Annotated in this window: 11 protein-coding genes; 8 read left to right on the forward strand and 3 right to left on the reverse strand. The window is 63.0% G+C overall.

The window, feature by feature from the left end:
- Positions 1 to 110: 110 nt before the first annotated feature.
- From ACPTTC_RS04600 to ACPTTC_RS04630, 7 genes are all read left to right on the forward strand, one after another.
- On the forward strand, positions 111 to 3,419 hold the full coding sequence (locus ACPTTC_RS04600; protein WP_423391694.1) for a glycosyltransferase: 3,309 nt from the start codon (positions 111 to 113) through the stop codon (positions 3,417 to 3,419).
- 237 nt (positions 3,420 to 3,656) lie between these two features.
- Positions 3,657 to 4,469 (forward strand): ABC transporter permease, encoded by an 813-nt coding sequence (locus tag ACPTTC_RS04605; RefSeq protein ID WP_423391695.1) that lies wholly within the window; start codon positions 3,657 to 3,659, stop codon positions 4,467 to 4,469.
- 18 nt (positions 4,470 to 4,487) lie between these two features.
- Positions 4,488 to 5,882, forward strand: a complete 1,395-nt coding sequence (locus tag ACPTTC_RS04610) for an ABC transporter ATP-binding protein (RefSeq protein WP_423391696.1) — start codon at positions 4,488 to 4,490, stop codon at positions 5,880 to 5,882.
- 26 nt (positions 5,883 to 5,908) lie between these two features.
- Positions 5,909 to 6,580 (forward strand): acyltransferase, encoded by a 672-nt coding sequence (locus ACPTTC_RS04615; protein WP_423391697.1) that lies wholly within the window; start codon positions 5,909 to 5,911, stop codon positions 6,578 to 6,580.
- The gene (locus ACPTTC_RS04620) at positions 6,552 to 7,724 is read left to right on the forward strand and encodes a glycosyltransferase family 4 protein (RefSeq protein WP_423391698.1); all 1,173 of its coding nucleotides are present in this window, start codon (positions 6,552 to 6,554) and stop codon (positions 7,722 to 7,724) included. The genes ACPTTC_RS04615 and ACPTTC_RS04620 overlap by 29 nt, the downstream gene beginning before the upstream one ends.
- A 252-nt stretch (positions 7,725 to 7,976) precedes the next feature.
- Entirely contained in the window at positions 7,977 to 8,885 is a 909-nt protein-coding gene (locus tag ACPTTC_RS04625) for a class I SAM-dependent methyltransferase (RefSeq protein ID WP_423391699.1), read from the forward strand.
- A 10-nt stretch (positions 8,886 to 8,895) separates the two neighbouring features.
- Positions 8,896 to 11,115 carry a glycosyltransferase gene (locus ACPTTC_RS04630; protein WP_423391700.1) on the forward strand — a complete coding sequence of 740 codons (2,220 nt, stop codon included), beginning with the start codon at positions 8,896 to 8,898 and terminating at the stop codon, positions 11,113 to 11,115.
- A gap of 83 nt (positions 11,116 to 11,198) precedes the next feature.
- Here ACPTTC_RS04630 and ACPTTC_RS04635 read toward each other — a convergent pair whose 3' ends face one another.
- The 3 genes from ACPTTC_RS04635 to ACPTTC_RS04645 form a co-directional block, all read right to left on the reverse strand.
- Positions 11,199 to 12,071, reverse strand: a complete 873-nt coding sequence (locus ACPTTC_RS04635) for a Stf0 family sulfotransferase (protein ID WP_423391701.1) — start codon at positions 12,069 to 12,071, stop codon at positions 11,199 to 11,201.
- A 74-nt stretch (positions 12,072 to 12,145) separates the two neighbouring features.
- Positions 12,146 to 13,264 (reverse strand): glycosyltransferase family 4 protein, encoded by a 1,119-nt coding sequence (locus tag ACPTTC_RS04640; RefSeq protein ID WP_423391702.1) that lies wholly within the window; start codon positions 13,262 to 13,264, stop codon positions 12,146 to 12,148.
- Positions 13,265 to 13,346: 82 nt separating this feature from the next.
- Complete coding sequence (locus tag ACPTTC_RS04645) at positions 13,347 to 14,792, reverse strand: mannose-1-phosphate guanylyltransferase/mannose-6-phosphate isomerase (protein WP_423391703.1); 1,446 nt, start codon at positions 14,790 to 14,792, stop codon at positions 13,347 to 13,349.
- A gap of 403 nt (positions 14,793 to 15,195) precedes the next feature.
- Between ACPTTC_RS04645 and ACPTTC_RS04650 the strand changes: the two genes are divergently transcribed.
- A complete protein-coding gene (locus ACPTTC_RS04650; protein WP_423391704.1) occupies positions 15,196 to 16,380 on the forward strand; it encodes a glycosyltransferase family 4 protein in 1,185 nt (394 codons plus the stop codon).
- Positions 16,381 to 16,393 lie beyond the last annotated feature (13 nt).

Here is a 16,393-nt window from a genome sequence, read left to right on the forward strand (position 1 = left end):
ATATCGCACTACAGAGCACGTCCGACGCAACGAATTCAGGGCAGGGCGCTCGTTCGAGACGTGTCCGCTCGATTAGCCAGTTTCACTCCGGAAGCGCGATTGCGGACGCAGTGACGAACAGCATGTTCATGATCCAGGCGCTGTTGCGCGAGCTCGGTTTCGAATCCGAGATATTCGCGGAACATGTTGCGCCGGAGCTGGTTGGCCGCATTCGCTACTTCCGGGAATACGACGGATCGGCGGACGACGTGATGCTGCTGCATCACTCGATGGGACACGATCAGGACGAGTGGATTCTGGGTCTCCCGTGTACGACGGTCCTCATCTATCACAACATCACGCCTGAATCGTTCTTCGACGAACGATCGCCGTTCCGGCATTACTCGGTAAAAGGGCGGGCGCAACTCGATACGTTCCGCGAGCACTTCGCGGCCGCGATCGCAGTGTCCGATCTGAATGCCCAGGAGCTTCGCGAGCGCGGTTACGAGAAGGTCGAGACGATTCCGCTGCTGATCGACGCCGCACGCATTCGCACGGCGGAGTGGAACGATGCGTTGGTCCAGGAGCAGTCGCAGATTCCGACCGTCCTGTTCGTCGGACGCATTTCCCCGAACAAGGCGCATCGCGATCTCGTCGAGGCCGCCGCCCAGTTGCGCGCGATCCTGCCGAGTCCGTTCCAGTTCGTGTTCGTCGGCGGATACGGCGAAGAGGAGCCGTACTATCTCGAGTTGCGCAAGCTGATCGACGAGCTCGAGCTGGGCGAGATCGTCCGTTTCGCGGGAAAGGTGTCCGACGCCGATTTGTACGGGTGGTATCGCTCCGCGGCTGCGTTCCTGTGCCTGAGCGACCACGAGGGGTTCGGCGTCCCGCTGATCGAGGCGATGACCTTCGACGTTCCCGTGATCGCTTACGCAAGCAGCAATATCGAATCGACGCTCGGCGGCGCCGGATTGCTGGTGCACGACAAGCATCCGCAGGCGGTTGCTGCGCTCGTACGGACGGTGATGGAGGATCGTGCGCTGCGTCGCGCAGTCGTAACCGAACAGCGTAAGCGGGTTCGGCAGTTCGAGCGGCCCGCGCTGCTCGATCAACTGCAGCACTTTCTGCGGAAGGAGGGCATCGAGATTCCCCGGCCGATCACGGCGGAAACCGCAGACGACCGCGTGCTCGCGCCGCGCTACCAGGTCGAAGGGCCGTTCGAAACGTCGTACAGTCTCGCGTTGGTGAACCGCGAACTGGCGTTTGCGCTTGACCGCGCGAGCCCCGGCGAAGTCGGTCTGTTCGCAACGGAAGGCCCCGGCGACTACGCGCCCGACACGCAGCGGATCGCTGCGATCCCGGGATTGTCGAGTCTGGTGGCGCGCGGCAGCAAGCGCAGCGGTGCCGACGTCGTCATTCGCGATCTCTATCCGCCGCGCGTGCACGACATGGACGGGTTGTTCAACTTCCTGCACTTCGCGTGGGAGGAGTCAGAGCTGCCGGGCGCGTGGGTCGCTTCGTTCAACGAGAATCTCGATGGCATTGCGGCGACGTCGTCGTTCGTCGCCAAGGCCGCGCGCGACAACGGCTTTGCCGGCACGATCGCGAACGTCGGCCTTGGTGTCGACCACGTCGCACGCACGCCGCGTCGCGAGTACCGCGGCCCGCTCGGCAAAGGCTTCCGTTTCCTGCACGTGTCGTCGTGTTTCCCGCGCAAGGGTGTCGATGTGCTGCTCGATGCCTTCGCGAAGGCGTTTACCGCGCGCGATGACGTATCGCTGATCATCAAGACGTTCCCCAATCCGCACAACACGGTAGCCGAACAGATCGCCGCGTTGCGTCGGCGCCATCCCGACTGTCCGGAGATCGTTCTCATCGACGCCGACCTCGATGCCGGCGAGATCGTCGATCTGTATCACCGCTGCAATGCGTTCGTGGCGCCGTCGCGCGGCGAAGGCTTCGGGTTGCCGATGGGCGAGGCAATGTGGTTCGGGCTGCCGGTGATCACGACGGCATTCGGCGGCCAGACCGATTTTTGCACCGACGAAACCGCATGGCTCGTCGACTATACGTTCGAGGGGGCCAAGTCGCATCTTGGCCTGTTCGATTCGGTGTGGGCCGAACCGAGCGTGGATAGCCTGGTTGCCCAGTTGCGGGCGGTACACACTGCGACGGATGAAGTGCGCCGCACGAAGGTGGAGCGCGGCCGCGCACGCCTCGAAGCGGCGTTCACGTGGGATCGCTGTGCCGAGCGTTTCGCGGCGCTGCAGGCGGCGGTGGGTGCGGTCGAGCCGGTTGCGTCGGGCCGCACGCGGCTGGCGTGGATTTCGTCGTGGAACACGAAGTGCGGGATTGCCACTTATTCGTCGTTCCTGGTCGCGGGCCTCGATCCGGCGCAGTTCGACGTGCGCATTCTGGCGTCGCGCGATCCGGCCGTCGTCGTGGCGGACGGCCCGGAGGTTACCCGCTGCTGGACGGACCAGCGCGGACGCATCGACGAGCTGCTCGCGGCGCTCGACCAGTGCAAGCCGGACGCGATCGTGCTGCAGCACAACTATGGGTTCTTCAGCATGGAGTCGACGGCGCGCCTCGTCGAGTACGCACATGCCCGCGCGATCCCGATTGTCGTCACTTTCCACTCGACGAAGGATGTCGATACTCCGGAGCTGCGTGCATCGCTGTCGGAGATCGCCGATGCGCTGCGCGTCGCGGATCGCCTGCTGGTGCACGGTGTCGACGATCTGAACCGGCTGCGTGCGCTCGGGCTGGCCGGCAATGCCACGCTGTTTCCGCACGGCGTGCATGCGCGGGAGTCGTCGGACCGGCTTGCCAGCCGGTCCACGCTGGACATTCCGGCGGACGCGCCGGTGATCGCGACTTACGGGTTCCTGCTGCCGCACAAGGGGCTCGAGGAAGTCATCGAAGGGTTCGCGCTGCTGTCGCAGGACATGCCGGAAGCGCGTCTGCTGATGGTGAACGCGCTCTATCCGGTTGCGGATTCGGAGGCGGTGGCACTTCGCTGCAGACAGCGGATCGAGGCGCTCGGCCTTGGCGACCGCGTGCGGATGATCACCGATTTCCTTCCGGACCGCGAAAGCTTCGCGTACCTGGACGCGGCGGATCTGGTCGTGTTCGCGTACCAGGATACGGCCGAATCCGCGAGCGGCGCCGTGCGGTACGGCATCGCGGCCAATCGCCCGGTCGCCTGCACGCCGATCCCGATCTTCGACGATCTCGGCGAGATGGTGCACCGCTTTGCCGGGACCGATGGGCATGCGATCGGGACCTCGTTGTGTGAACTGCTTGGCGATCGGGCCTTGCTCGGCAGCAAGGCCGACGCGCAGGCGGCGTGGATTCGGGCGCGTTCGTGGGACGAGATGTCGGCGCGGCTGGGAGGGATGGTGCGCGGGCTGGTCGTCACCCGAAATGGGGGCAAATGACTGCCTGATAAAATATGCGTTTGTTCCTGGCCGGCATCGCCGCCGCAACTGCCGGTGTTTCGATGCTTCGGCAGACAGCCGGTCGATTGGCCGATGCTCCTCGCCGCTGTCCGGCGCCGCCGCCGGATCGGCAACGGATGTCTTGTTTCGCGACCGGCTGCGAGGCGGCTGCAGGGCCTCGGGTCGTTTGCGCGACGGTGCGCGAGCGGTTTCCTATTTAATTGGGTGTTGAAATCAATGCGTGACAAGACGCAATACTCGAATACCAACTCGCTGAGCCTGGCCTGGATGCTGGCAAAGCGGGATCTGAAGAATCGCTACGCCAGCTCGTACGCCGGCGTGGCATGGAACGTTGGGGTACCGCTTCTGTACTCGCTGATCAACGTTGTCGTCTTTTCGATCCTGATGAAGGGGCGGATGGGGGATCACTACGGCAACGTACCGTTCGCGCTGTTCTATTTCGTGCCGTTCTCGCTGTGGACCGTGTTCACCGAGGTCACCAGCCGCAGTACGGGTATTCTTCGCGAATATCACTACCTGATCAGCAAGATTGCGTTTCCGGCATGGGTGCTGCCGCTGATTCCGCTCGCGTCTGCGATGATCAGCCAGGCGATCATCTTCTTCTTCATCGTCGTGCTGCTGATCGTCAAGGGCATCGTGCCGGGCGGAATGGCGTGGGCGTTCGTGATCGTCTGGATGCTGTCGATGGCGATCACGATCGGCAGCGCGTACGCGATTTCGGCCATCTCGGTCTACGTGCCGGACATGGTTCCCGTCGTTCCGCTGTGTACCAACATCATCTTCTGGCTTACGCCGATTCTGTATCCGGCGACCGTCGTCGAGTCGTCGCGCATGATTTGGGTACGCAACGTGGTCATGACACTGAATCCGTTCTATTACATGGTCGAGTCGTCGAGGCAAGCGATATTGCCGGGCTTGCCGTTCGAATGGGGCTATGTCGGCGTGCTGGCAGTAGTCGCGGCCCTGGCGGTGGCGATCGGCGCCTATATCTTCCGGAAGCTGAAACCCGGCTTCGCAGACGTCCTGTAACTCGATAGGCGATTCACCATGATGAAAGACAGTGCAAACGCGATTGAGGTCGGCAACGTCAGCAAGATCTACCGCTCCTATTCCTCACCGAGGCACCGGCTGCTTGAGCTGATGTCGGCCGGGCGCAAGCAATATTTCCGCGAGACGCGCGCGCTCGACGACGTGTCCTTCACGCTCGAGAAAGGCGGGCGTTTCGGGATCGTCGGCGAGAACGGCAGCGGCAAGAGCACGCTCCTCAAGGTGCTGGCCGGCGTGCTCAATCCGTCGACAGGTTCGGTCAATGTCAGCGGCCGCGTATCGGCGCTGCTGGAGCTTGGCGCGGGTTTCAATCCGGAGCTGACCGGGCGCGAGAACATCATCCAGTTCTGCATGCTGCATGGCATGCACTACGAGCAGGCACTTGACGCGCAACCGGAAATCATCCGGTTCAGCGAACTGGGCGACGCGGTGTCTCACCCGGTCAAGACTTACAGCAGCGGGATGTCGGTGCGCTTGGGTTTCGCATGTGCGGTGTATGTGCAGCCCGATATCCTGATCGTCGACGAGGCGCTGAGCGTCGGCGACGCGTATTTCCAGAACAAGTGCTTGCACAAGATCCGCACGATGCTGGATCAAGGCACGACCTTCATCTACGTGACGCACGCGGCCGATTCGATCCGGTCGCTGTGCACGCGCGGGCTGTGGCTCGAGAAGGGGCGCGTGCGATTGCTCGGAGCTTCGACCGAAGTCGGTGCGGCTTACCAGAGCGAAGTGTTCAGCCGCATGGTGCGGGCCGGCATCGGTGCTGAAACGACGGCCGACGATACCGATGACCGTGCCGACGTCGTAGGCGATACCGCTGGTGTCGATGCTCCCGGAAAGCAATTGAAGGAGTCCGCGCAGGTCGACGTTGCGCGCACGCGCGCTTTCTCGTCACGCGTCGAGCCGCTTCGCACCGGTAGCGGCGAGATCCGGATCGACGACATCTGCCTGATCGACGCGGACGGAAAGGAGTGCGACTCGGTCGACATCCTGAGGCCGCTGCGTGTCCGCGTGTTCTTCCATGTCGAGTCCAATCCGCCGGAGCGCAGCACGCTGTCCCTCGGGATCACCGACTCATCCGGACGCCAGATCATGCATTTCAGTTCTGCGGTTCAGGACCTCTACGCATCGGATGCTGCACCGCACATACAGCACATGATGGAGTTCACGTTCGCGAATCCGCTGTGCCCGGGCGAGTACGGCTTGATTGCCGGCGTTGGCGTGACGGCCGAGCATCCTGAAAACCAGGGGCAGAGCCTCGTCACGAGCGTGATCGACTACTGTGTCGGCGGCGCACGGTTCTCGGTGCGGTTCCCGGCCGAGCCGGTGAAGCGGGATCTGTGGGGAATCGTGCATGTCGACTACGATGTCGCGTTGCATGCGCTGGATTGAATTCGCGATGCCGACCGGACGTTTCCATGCTCAGCGCGTTTAAGAGCCGGCTCATAGACCGCCTCGCGGCGGCAGTCGCGCACAGGCTCGGCGACCGGCTCGTGCCTTCTCTCGACGTGCTCGCCGATCGCCTTGCCGGCCCCGTTGCGGACAGGCTGTGGCAGCAGCCGGCGTTTCGTGCGCGTCTGGACGAGATCGAGCGGGCCGTACGCGAGCGAGCCGCGGCCGAGCCGGTCGACGACGATGCGTGGGCCGATCGTCTCGCGCCGTTGCTGGCGCAGCGTCTGGCAACGACCCCGGTGTTGTTTGGCGGTGATTGGTCGCGAGTGGAAACCGGCGAGAATGTGCACTTGGTCAACACGCTTCTGAACGTCTCGTCCGGACGCATCTCGATCGGCGAGCAGACGTTCTTCGGCCATAACGTCAGCCTGATTACGGGCACGCACGATCTGGCAACGGTCATGGCGGACCGGCACGATTATCCTCGTGACGGGCGCGACATCGTGATAGGCAAAGGGGTCTGGATCGCATCGAATGCGATTGTCCTCGGCCCGTGCACGATCGGCGATCACGCGGTGATCGCGGCCGGCGCCGTGGTGACGGGGGGGCAGCTTGAAAGCGGGTGCCTGTACGCCGGCGTTCCGGCGAAGCGGGTGAGAACTCTGATCGGTGAAGAAAGCGCCGACGATCAACGATGACGGGGACTCGATTGGAATATTACTTGTCCTGATGAAGATTTCTTATGTAAACGGCATTTGCGTCCGCAACGACGCGATCTCGAATGACATTCGTGACGAGATGCGCGCGCTCTGGGCTGCTGGCATCGATGATATTCGTCTGTTTTCATATCGTTGTGACTACGACGATCTTTCGGCGAAGAATGTGTCGGAGTCGAGGGACGTCGCGTTCGACAGCCATTTTCTCGAGAGCGACGTCATCGTTTTTCATTTCGGGATTTTCTATCCGCTGTTTGATCTGCTTGCGCTTGCACCCGTCCGCGCGCGCAAGCTGGTGGTGTTCCATAATGTCACGCCAAAGGAGTTGGTGAAGCGAAAGGACCGGGAGGTCATCGACAAGTCGTTCGCGCAAATGACGAACATCGCGTGGGCCGACCACGTCGTCTGCAAGAGCGAACTGAATCTCGAGGTTCTCCGCGACGCGGGCGTGCGCACGCCGGCGACGGTCCTGCCGCTTGCGATCCACGCACCGGCGCCACCGCCCGATCGTAAGCCGAGCTTTACGGACGATGTCATCCGTATTGCGTTCGTCGGACGGTTCGTCAAGCCGAAGGGGCCCGAGGAACTGCTGGCCGCGTTGAAGCAGGTACGGTTGCCGAATGAACACTGCGCGCTGCGCATCGATTTCGTCGGCAATACCGCGTTCTCGGACGCGGAGGTGCTGCGCAACGTGCGTGACGCGATTGACGGGCTGAACAACGACGCTGAAGCCCGGATTACCGCCGAGATCCATGGCGATGCGGACGATGTAACCAAGAACGCGATTTTGCGAGACGCGGACGTATTCGTGCTGCCGACCTATCATGAGGGGTTCGGCGTGCCGATCGTCGAGGCGATCGCCGCCGGGTGTCACGTCGTGGCGTACGATAATTCGAATACCCCGTCGGTCGCGGGCGGGCTCGGTACGCTGGTCCCGACCGGCGACGTGGTCGCGCTTCGCGATGCGCTGTCAGGCGTGCTGGAGAAGGTTTCGGCCGCGGAGTGGCGGGGCGGCCCTCAGGGTTATTCGGCGTATGTTGTCCGCGCGCGGGCTCATGCGGGAAAATTCGCGCCTGAGAAGGTGGCGCGTGATTTCGTCGAGCTGGTGACGCGGCTCGCGAACTGATGAACGCTACGTATCGCGCGCCGGTGTGCGGGAGGAGCGCGCCTGTCGGGGGCTGTCGTCGACGACGGCAGCGGCGGGACCGGCGTGCAGCGGTGGGTAGCGGATTCGATTATTTATTTCTTATTGCGTTGTGATCAGATGAAAGAACGACTTAGAAAAGTTGCCCGAAAAGTGGCGGGTTGGCCCGTGATCGGACGGTTGGTTCATATCGGCGTCGGGATTGTTCGCCTGCCGCAGATACGGGAATCGGTCGTGAGTATCAGCCACCGTCAGCACGTGTTCGAGGTCGACCACATGCCTGCGTTGCTGCGTACGCTGTCGTCGGCCAACAACCATCAGGTGGATCTCGACAATCTCGTGCACGCGATGCCGATGACGTTGCGCAAGCACACGCGCGATCTCACCGAACTGACGGCGAAGGTCGAGGCGCTGCTGTCGGACGTGTCGTCGCTGCGAGACCGGATCGCACATAACGAAGCGACGCTGGACGGCCGAACGCAGTCGATCGACTATCTGCTCGGCCGGGTCGAGTTCGTGCGCCGGGAGCTGATGTTCGAAATGCGTTACGGGGCGCGGGAGATCCAGCCGGAAGGCGATGCGATCGAGGTCAAGGCCGAGATCCTGTCGCAGGACAAACTGGAGGCCGCGCGTCGCGATGGCATCCGGTTGAATCTCGGTTGCGGCCACGTTCCGCTGGAAGGCTACCTGAACGTCGACCGGCGCGCGCTGCCGGGTGTCGACGTCGTGTCGGAAGTCAACGGATTGCCGTTCGGCCAGAGCGAGTTGGCCGAGATCTTCTCGGCGCACCTGCTGGAACATTTCCCCGAGGAGCAATTGCGTCGCGAACTGCTGCCGTATTTCTTCGGCCTGCTCAGGAATGGTGGCGAACTGAAGGCGATCGTGCCCGATGCGGAAGCGATGATCCGAGAGTACACGAACGGCACGTACCCGTACGAGGACCTGCGCGAGGTGCTGTACGGTGGACAGGATTACGACGGCGACTTCCACTTCAACATGTTCACGCCGGACTCGATGGTCAAGCTGCTGACTGAAGCGGGTTTCGAGACACCGACGATTATCGAGCGCGGCCGCAAGAACGGCCGATGCTACGAGTTCGAAATTGCGGCAAGAAAACCCGCCACGAGCGGGCAGGCAAGCTAAGGATTCGTTCATGTATCCAAGTATTTCCATTGTCATCAACACGTTGAATCGGGGGCCGGTGCTCCAGAAGACGCTCGAGAGCTTTCGATGGCTCAGGTATCCGGGTGAGTTCGAGGTCATCGTCGTCAACGGCCCGTCCACCGATAATTCGGACGAGGTCATCGCATCGTGGCTGCCGAAGATCCGCGCAGGAAAGTGTGACTTTGCGAACCTGTCGATTTCGCGCAACGTCGGGATCTGCATGGCACAGGGTGACATCGTCGCGTTCATCGACGACGACGCGATTCCGGAACCCGAGTGGCTGATGCAACTCGCTGAGCCGTATCTCGATCCGATCGTTGGCGCGGTCGGCGGATTCGTCTACAACCATACGGGCTACGATTTCCAGTACAAGTACGGGGTAGTAGATCGCTACGCGCATGCCTATCTGGACATGACGGAGGCGACGCCGCATCTCTCGTTCCCGAAGAGCATGCGCTTTCCGCACCTGCTCGGCTGCAACTCGTCGTTCCGTCGCTCTGCGTTGCTGGAGATCGGCGGGTTCGATGAGGAGTTCGAGTATTTCCTGGACGAGACCGATGTCTGCCTGCGCATCGTTGACGCGGGCTACCTGATTGCGCAGCTGCCGTGCGCGTATGTGCATCACAAGTACGCGCCGAGCAACATCCGTGGCGAAAACAAGGTGGTGCGCAACCGCTATCCCGTCATCAAGAACAAGGTCTACTTCTCGCTGAAGCATGCGCGCGAGTTTTTCCCGACCGACCGCGTGATGGACGAGATCTCCAAGTTCATCGAGAAGGAGCGCAGGGAAGTAATCTGGGCCGAAGGCGAGGGCCTGCTGACCCGAGCAGATGTCACGAAATTCGAGGAAGACGTCGTGCGCGCTTACGACACGGGCGTGCAGCGCGGCTTCGAGGGCGTCAAGCCCGATGCGATGATCGACGCGCAGAAGCTCGAACGTTATGCAGGCGAATTCCTGCCGTTCGACACCTTCAATAACGGGCGCACGATCGTGCTGACCTCGCGCGATTTTCCGCCGAATCACGGTGGGGGCATTGCGACGTTCACGAAGGACTTGGCCGAAGCACTTGCCGCACAGGGCAGCATGGTGCACGTCATCACGCAGAGTCCCGATACGAATCGGGTCGACTTCGAGAACGGTGTCTGGGTTCACCGGATCGTGCCACGCGAAATCAACCGGACGCCGGCGGCAGTCGAGCGGAACGTGCCGCAACACATCTGGAACTGGTCGGCGACCGCACTGGCGGAAGCGCGCCGGATCGCCGAGCATCGCGACATCGACATTGTCGAGTCGCCGATCTGGGACTGCGAGGGCATTGCGTTCCTGCTCGACGGCAAGTGGCCGCTCGTCACGAGCCTGCATACGACGCTGCACTTCTGGCTCGAATCCCATCCGGAACACCGGCAGGATGCCGCGTGGATGGCGTCGTTCGGTACACCGATGCTCGCGCTGGAGCGCGAACTCATGACAAAGGCCGATGCGGTGCGGGCAAACAGTCGCGCGATCGTACGCGAGATCGAACGGATGTACGACATCTCGTTCGGTGCGGCGAACATGCGCGTCGTTCCGCACGGAATGGCCGAGCCGGCCGGTATTCAGCCGGATGCGAAACGCGCGGCGGGCATCGAAGTCCTGTTCGTCGGCCGGCTGGAGCCGCGAAAGGGGATCGACGTGTTGCTCGAAGCGATGCCGGTCGTCCTGGATGCGGTGCCGGACGTCCGGTTCCGGATCGTCGGCGACGATTCGCTGAAGCTGCCTGATGGCCGCACCTACAAGGAAGCGTTCCAGAAGCAGCACGGCAAGTCGCGCTGGCGTGATCGGATCAGATTCGACGGACGAATCGACGACGCTGCGTTGCACGAAGCGTATGCGACGTGTGATGTATTCGTTGCGCCGAGCCGGTTCGAGTCCTTCGGGCTCGTGTTCCTGGAGGCGATGCGTGTCGGCAAACCGGTGATCGGATGCTCGGCAGGCGGAATGCCGGAAGTCGTCGAGCATGACGTGAACGGTCTGCTGGTGCCGCCGGGCGACGCCGATGCGCTCGCGCAGGCGATCCTGCGCCTCGTGCGCGATCCGGCCGAGCGCGTCGCGATGGGCGAGCGTGGCCGACAGATCTTCGAGACGCGGTTTACCGCTGACGAGATGGCCGGCAAGAGCTTGGAATTGTACGAACTGGCGAGTAGCGGCGCCGCCGCACGCGCGGCCTGACGGGCATGGTCCCTGCCGGCGGCGGCAGGGACCGGGATGCAATGGCGGGCGCTCCGGGCATCATGGCCGGGGCGCCCGTATCATTATTGGCCCTCGCTTCCCCGCCACCGCCGGTTGCCGAAAAAATCGGCCCAACGGTCGAGATCGGCGCCGTACGTCGCTCGGTTGTCCCGGCGGCCAATTGCGAGAAAATCGTCTGTAAACCGCTCCCGGACGGTTCGATACACACCGTTGAAACGGTCCGAAATCTTGTTCAGCCCTCCCGTTCTCGTCAATTCGACGCCGGCCAGTCGACCGGCCGGGAGGCCCAAATGCACGGCGACCGCGTCGAGCAGTTGGGACGGTGCGCCGGACAACGCTTCATAGCTCGTGCGCAGCGGCTGGATGCCCGTCTTGCGGAAATAGGCATCCCAGTTCGCTTCGTGCGAATGCAGCATCATCAGTTTGGCGAGAATCCCGAGGAAGTCGTAACGAACGTCGGGCGCCGGCATGTCCGCATCGGCGTCGGCCGGCATGTGCCAGGTACCTGTTTCGTCTGCGATATACAGCGACACCGCCTGTGCGATCGAGTCCTCGCGGCGCACGTAGATCCAGCGATGATTCGGCAGTACGTCGTCGAGCGTCGTGTAGCCGTTCACGCTGCTTGCGAGCCAGTCGTCGAGATGGGCACGGTGGTCGTGCATGATCTTCGCGCCGAAGATGCCGTTCGCACTTCGATCGCGGATCAGCGCTTCGAGGTCGCGGCTGAAATCTTCGGATGGCGTGCGTCCGAACGGCGACTGGACATCGTAGGGATACTGAAAATATTCGGTTGGGCGGCCCACGCCGGCGTGGGTCAGTGCGTTTGACAGCGCAGTGCTGCCGCAACGCGGCGTGAATGCGATCGTGTAGGTATGTTCGACACCCGCCTGTTCGAGGCGGGTGCGAAGGGTAGCGGTATCGATGAACTGCGGCATGTCGCGTAATGCAAGAAAGGGCTGGAGCCGATGCGGGCGTCGCCCGGAATGGCCCAGCCACTGCACGACACGTGCTATGCCCGGCCGTTTCCGGCGAGTCGCCTGTAGAGATCGACGTAACGTTCGATCATCTGCTCGGACGTGAGGTTCCTTTCGAACCGGACGCGCGCATTACGACCCAATACAGCGGCGCGTTCCGGGTCGTCCCACAACGTCGTCATGGCGCCGCGGAACGCGGCGGGATCTTCAGGTGGTACGATCAGCCCGGTTTCGTTTGCGATGTTCACGAACGACGTGCCGGTGCCGATCTCGGTGGAGATCAGCGGCTTGCCGAACATCGCGCCCTCGACCAGCGAGATGCCGAACGCCTCGGCGCGCAGATGCGACGGGAAGGTCAGCCCGTGGCACAGGCTTAGCAGCGCGACCTTGTCCTCGTCTGGCACAGCGCCAACGAAAATCGCACGATCGCCGAGCGCAAGTCGCGCGGCCTGAGCCTTCAGCTCGCTTTCGACCGGGCCGGCACCGATGATCACGGCCTTCATCGACGAGCCGGCAAGTGCGTCGAGCAGCACGTGCAACCCCTTGTAGTAGCGGAGGTTGCCGACGAAGAGGAAAAACTTCGGTCCTACGCGGTCGTGCCAGTATGCAATGCGTGCCGGATCGGGGGCAGGGTAGCGCTGCTCATCGAGGCCGATCGGAATGACCTCGACCTTATCCTTGTACCGCCGGAGCACCGGGCTCGTCTCGAGATAGTTGGGCGACGTCGCGACGATGCGGTCGACATCGCTCAGGAAGCGATGCTGCAGCGGCTTGTATGCCTGGAGGAGGAACTTCTGCCGCGTGATGTCGGCATGATAGGTGACGAGCGACGGCTTACCCGAGCGGGTCGCGAAATGCACGACGTCCATGAACGGCCACGGGAAGTGGTAGTGGATGACGTCGGCCCGTTTCGCGAGCTCGGCGAAGCGGCGGAATGCGGCCATCGAGAACGGCGACGACGCAACCTGAAGGTCGACCTTCGCACGGTGATGAACGTGATCGCCGAAATCGACGGATGTCGTATCGGGGCTGACCGTCAGGACTTCGCTCGTGACGCCGCGCTTGCTTGCCCCCGAGCAGACCTGGCCGATGAGTTCCTCGACGCCGCCCATCGAGTCCGGGCGATAGGTCTTGTAGAAATGTAAAACGTGCATAAGGCTTCAGAGTGCCGGGCCGGCGCAGGCGAAACAGGGAAGGGGCGGTTGTGCCGCCCCGGATTTTTCTGTCGCTCTGCGATCAGGCGGCAGGCGCACGACCGTAGACATCCTCGAAGCGAACGATGTCGTCTTCGCCGAGGTATTCGCCGCACTGCACCTCGATCAGAATCAGGTCCACGACACCCGGATTGATCAGGCGGTGCTTGTGACCGGCCGGGATGTAGGTCGACTCGTTCGGCTGCAGCGAAATGACTTGTTCGCCATTGACCACGTCGGCGCAACCGCGCACCACGATCCAGTGCTCGCTGCGGTGATGGTGCATCTGCAGCGAAAGCGACGCGCCTGGCTTCACGACGATGCGCTTCATCTTGAAGCGGTCGCCTTCCTCGAGCACGGTATACGTACCCCACGGGCGGTGCACGGTGCGGTGAATCCGATAGGCGTCGTGATTCGAAAGCTTCAATTGAGAGACGATCTGCTTGACGTCCTGCGCGCGGTCGCGTTTCGCGATCAGCAGTGCGTCGGGCGTATCGACGACAACCAGATCTTCGATGCCGACGGCGCCGATCGTCCGCTCGTCGGAGCGGAAATAGCAGTTGGACGTGTCGTGCAGCAGCGCCGTGCCTTCGATCCGGTTGCCGTGCTCGTCGGGCTGAGTCAGGTCGCTGATCGCAAGCCACGAGCCGATGTCGCTCCAGCCGATGTCGCACGGCACCACGGCTGCGCGGTCCGTACGCTCCATGACTGCGTAGTCGATCGAGATGTCCTTTGCCGTACCGAATTCGGCACTCGTCAACTCGACTGCATAGTCGTCGTTGACGCTCGACCAGCTGCCGGCAGGGATTGCCTGCTGCACGGGGCCTGCGACTTCCGGTGCATGGACTTCCATTTCGTCGAGCATCGTCTGGGCCGCGAAGCAGAAGATGCCGGCATTCCATGCGTGCTTGCCGTCGACCGCGAGCCGCGCTGCGACTTCTGCATTCGGCTTCTCGACGAAGCTCACGATGTCGTAGACGCTGGCGGTATCGCCGCCCTGTTCGTACTGAATGTAGCCGAAGCCCGTTTCTGCACGCGTGGGCTTCACGCCGAATGCGACGACCTTGCCGGCCGCTGCTGCCTGAGTGGCTTGCAGAACCGCCGCGTTGAACGCGTCGAGATCATTGATCAGGTGATCGGCGGGCATCACGAGCATGACCGCTTCCGGTCCGTGCCGTTCGCGCACGACGGCCGCCGCTGCCTCGATTGCCGCGGCCGTATTGCGGGAAACGGGTTCGAGGACGAAGCCCATCCGCACGTCGCGCTGCCGGACTTCCGTGCAGTCGTCTTTCGTCAGAAAGTACGTATCGCGATTGGTCACGAAGAGGACTTCGTCGACGCCGGGGATGCCGCAAGCGCGCAGATAGGTTTTCTGAAGCAGCGACTGGCCGTCGGCCAGCTTGAGCAAGGGCTTCGGAAACGCTTCGCGGGACACCGGCCAGAGGCGGGTGCCTGCGCCCCCGCAGATGATGACAGGAATGATGTTCATGAGACTGAGCGGCGCCATTCAGTAAGCCAAACGACGATTTTAGCCGATTTCGTCGCCCCAGAAATCGGCCTCAGTACACTCAGTACATATGGTTACCGAATTTTCACCGTTTTCGACTGGATGCTCCCCATTATTTCTCCGGCGCACCGGCATGGGCAGCGAGCATGGTCTTTGTCGGTGTTTGTCGGCATAATGACGCCACTTTTATACCGGCGCCCTGACGGGACGTCGGCCGGGCCGGCCGCCGCCGCCGTGCCCCGACGCTGCATGCGGGTGCGATACCCTCTTCAGACGGCTCCGCCGGCGCCGGCGGCCCACCTTCGAACCGGCTGGGGCGTTCCCCGCGGCGCGACGGCCTACCGGTCCATCGCCGATTTCCATCCTTCGCTTGTGCGTCGACTGCATGAAGTTGCTTTTTGACCTGAATTCCCTGCGGCCGCCGCGTAGCGGCGTCGGCTATTACACGCAGCATCTGCTTGAGGGGTTGTGGCAGCGGCCCGATGTCGACGCGCTTGCCGGATGGGCTGGCGCGGCTGTCCACGAAGGTGACGAACTGCAGGCGCTGCTGCGGGACGACGCTGCGCCTGCGAACGTGGCGCGTACCACGCGCGGGCCGACGGCCGCCGCAATCCGCATCGCGCGCAACATTCCCGGCGCGTATCAGGCACGCACCTTCTTGCGCGATCGTTCGTCTGCAAGCCTGCGCGACGACTTCGCGCGCCGCGGGTACCTGTACCACGAAACCAATTTCATCGCGTCCCGCTATCGCGGGCCGACGATCGTGACGATTCACGACCTGTCGCACCGGCCGTATCCGGAATTCCATCCGCGCGAGGCCGTCAGGTATCTTGACGAAGGCTTGCCGCGCACGCTTGCGCAGGCGCAGGCGGTGATTGCGGTGAGCGACTACACGAAGCAGGCGATTCACGACCTATTCGGACTGCCGGACGAGAAGGTCGTCGCGATCCACCTTGGCGTCGAGCCGTCGTTCCGCCCGTACGACGCGGCGGAATGCCAGGCTGCGCTGGCGACGCACGGCCTGCGCCGTCGCGGTTTCATCCTGTCGGTTTGCACCTTGCAGCCGCGCAAGAACCTGCCGCGTCTAGTCGAGGCCTTCAGCCGATTGCCGGGCGGCGTGCGCGACGCGTTTCCGCTCGTGCTGGTCGGTGCCGACGGCTGGATGAATTCGACGCTGATGCGTGCGATCGCACCGCTCGTCGAGGCTCGGCAAGTGATCGTGCCCGGCTACGTATCGCGTCACGATCTGGCTTGCCTGTTTGCGTCCGCGGTGCTGTTTGCGTATCCGTCGCTCTACGAAGGCTTCGGCCTGCCGGTGCTCGAGGCCATGGCGAGCGGCACGCCGGTACTGACGTCGAACGTGACGTCGCTTCCGGAGGTGGCGGGCGGCGCGGCGCTGGAGGTCGATCCCCGCGAGGTCGATGCGATCGCCGACGGGCTCGCGCGCCTGGCCGACGATGACGCCTTGCGCGGAGCACTGGCCGCGAAAGGGCTGCTGCGGGCGGCGGAGTTCACGTGGGCGTCGACGGTGGAGAAGACTTGCGGTGTTTACCGTTCGCTGGGCGCATGAATGCTGACTGGCG

Source organism: Burkholderia mycopellens, from assembly GCF_964265025.1.
In the GTDB taxonomy this organism is placed as follows: Bacteria; Pseudomonadota; Gammaproteobacteria; order Burkholderiales; family Burkholderiaceae; genus Burkholderia.

What these genes read in the sequence shown, in the direction of transcription:
- ACPTTC_RS04605 (WP_423391695.1), top strand. Translation starts at nt 3,657, where the DNA reads ATGCGTGACAAGACGCAATACTCGAATACCAACTCGCTGAGCCTGGCC.
- ACPTTC_RS04645 (WP_423391703.1), bottom strand. Translation starts at nt 14,792, where the DNA reads ATGAACATCATTCCTGTCATCATCTGCGGGGGCGCAGGCACCCGCCTC.
- ACPTTC_RS04640 (WP_423391702.1), bottom strand. Translation starts at nt 13,264, where the DNA reads ATGCACGTTTTACATTTCTACAAGACCTATCGCCCGGACTCGATGGGC.
- ACPTTC_RS04635 (WP_423391701.1), bottom strand. Translation starts at nt 12,071, where the DNA reads ATGCCGCAGTTCATCGATACCGCTACCCTTCGCACCCGCCTCGAACAG.
- ACPTTC_RS04650 (WP_423391704.1), top strand. Translation starts at nt 15,196, where the DNA reads ATGAAGTTGCTTTTTGACCTGAATTCCCTGCGGCCGCCGCGTAGCGGC.
- ACPTTC_RS04615 (WP_423391697.1), top strand. Translation starts at nt 5,909, where the DNA reads ATGCTCAGCGCGTTTAAGAGCCGGCTCATAGACCGCCTCGCGGCGGCA.
- ACPTTC_RS04610 (WP_423391696.1), top strand. Translation starts at nt 4,488, where the DNA reads ATGATGAAAGACAGTGCAAACGCGATTGAGGTCGGCAACGTCAGCAAG.
- ACPTTC_RS04630 (WP_423391700.1), top strand. Translation starts at nt 8,896, where the DNA reads ATGTATCCAAGTATTTCCATTGTCATCAACACGTTGAATCGGGGGCCG.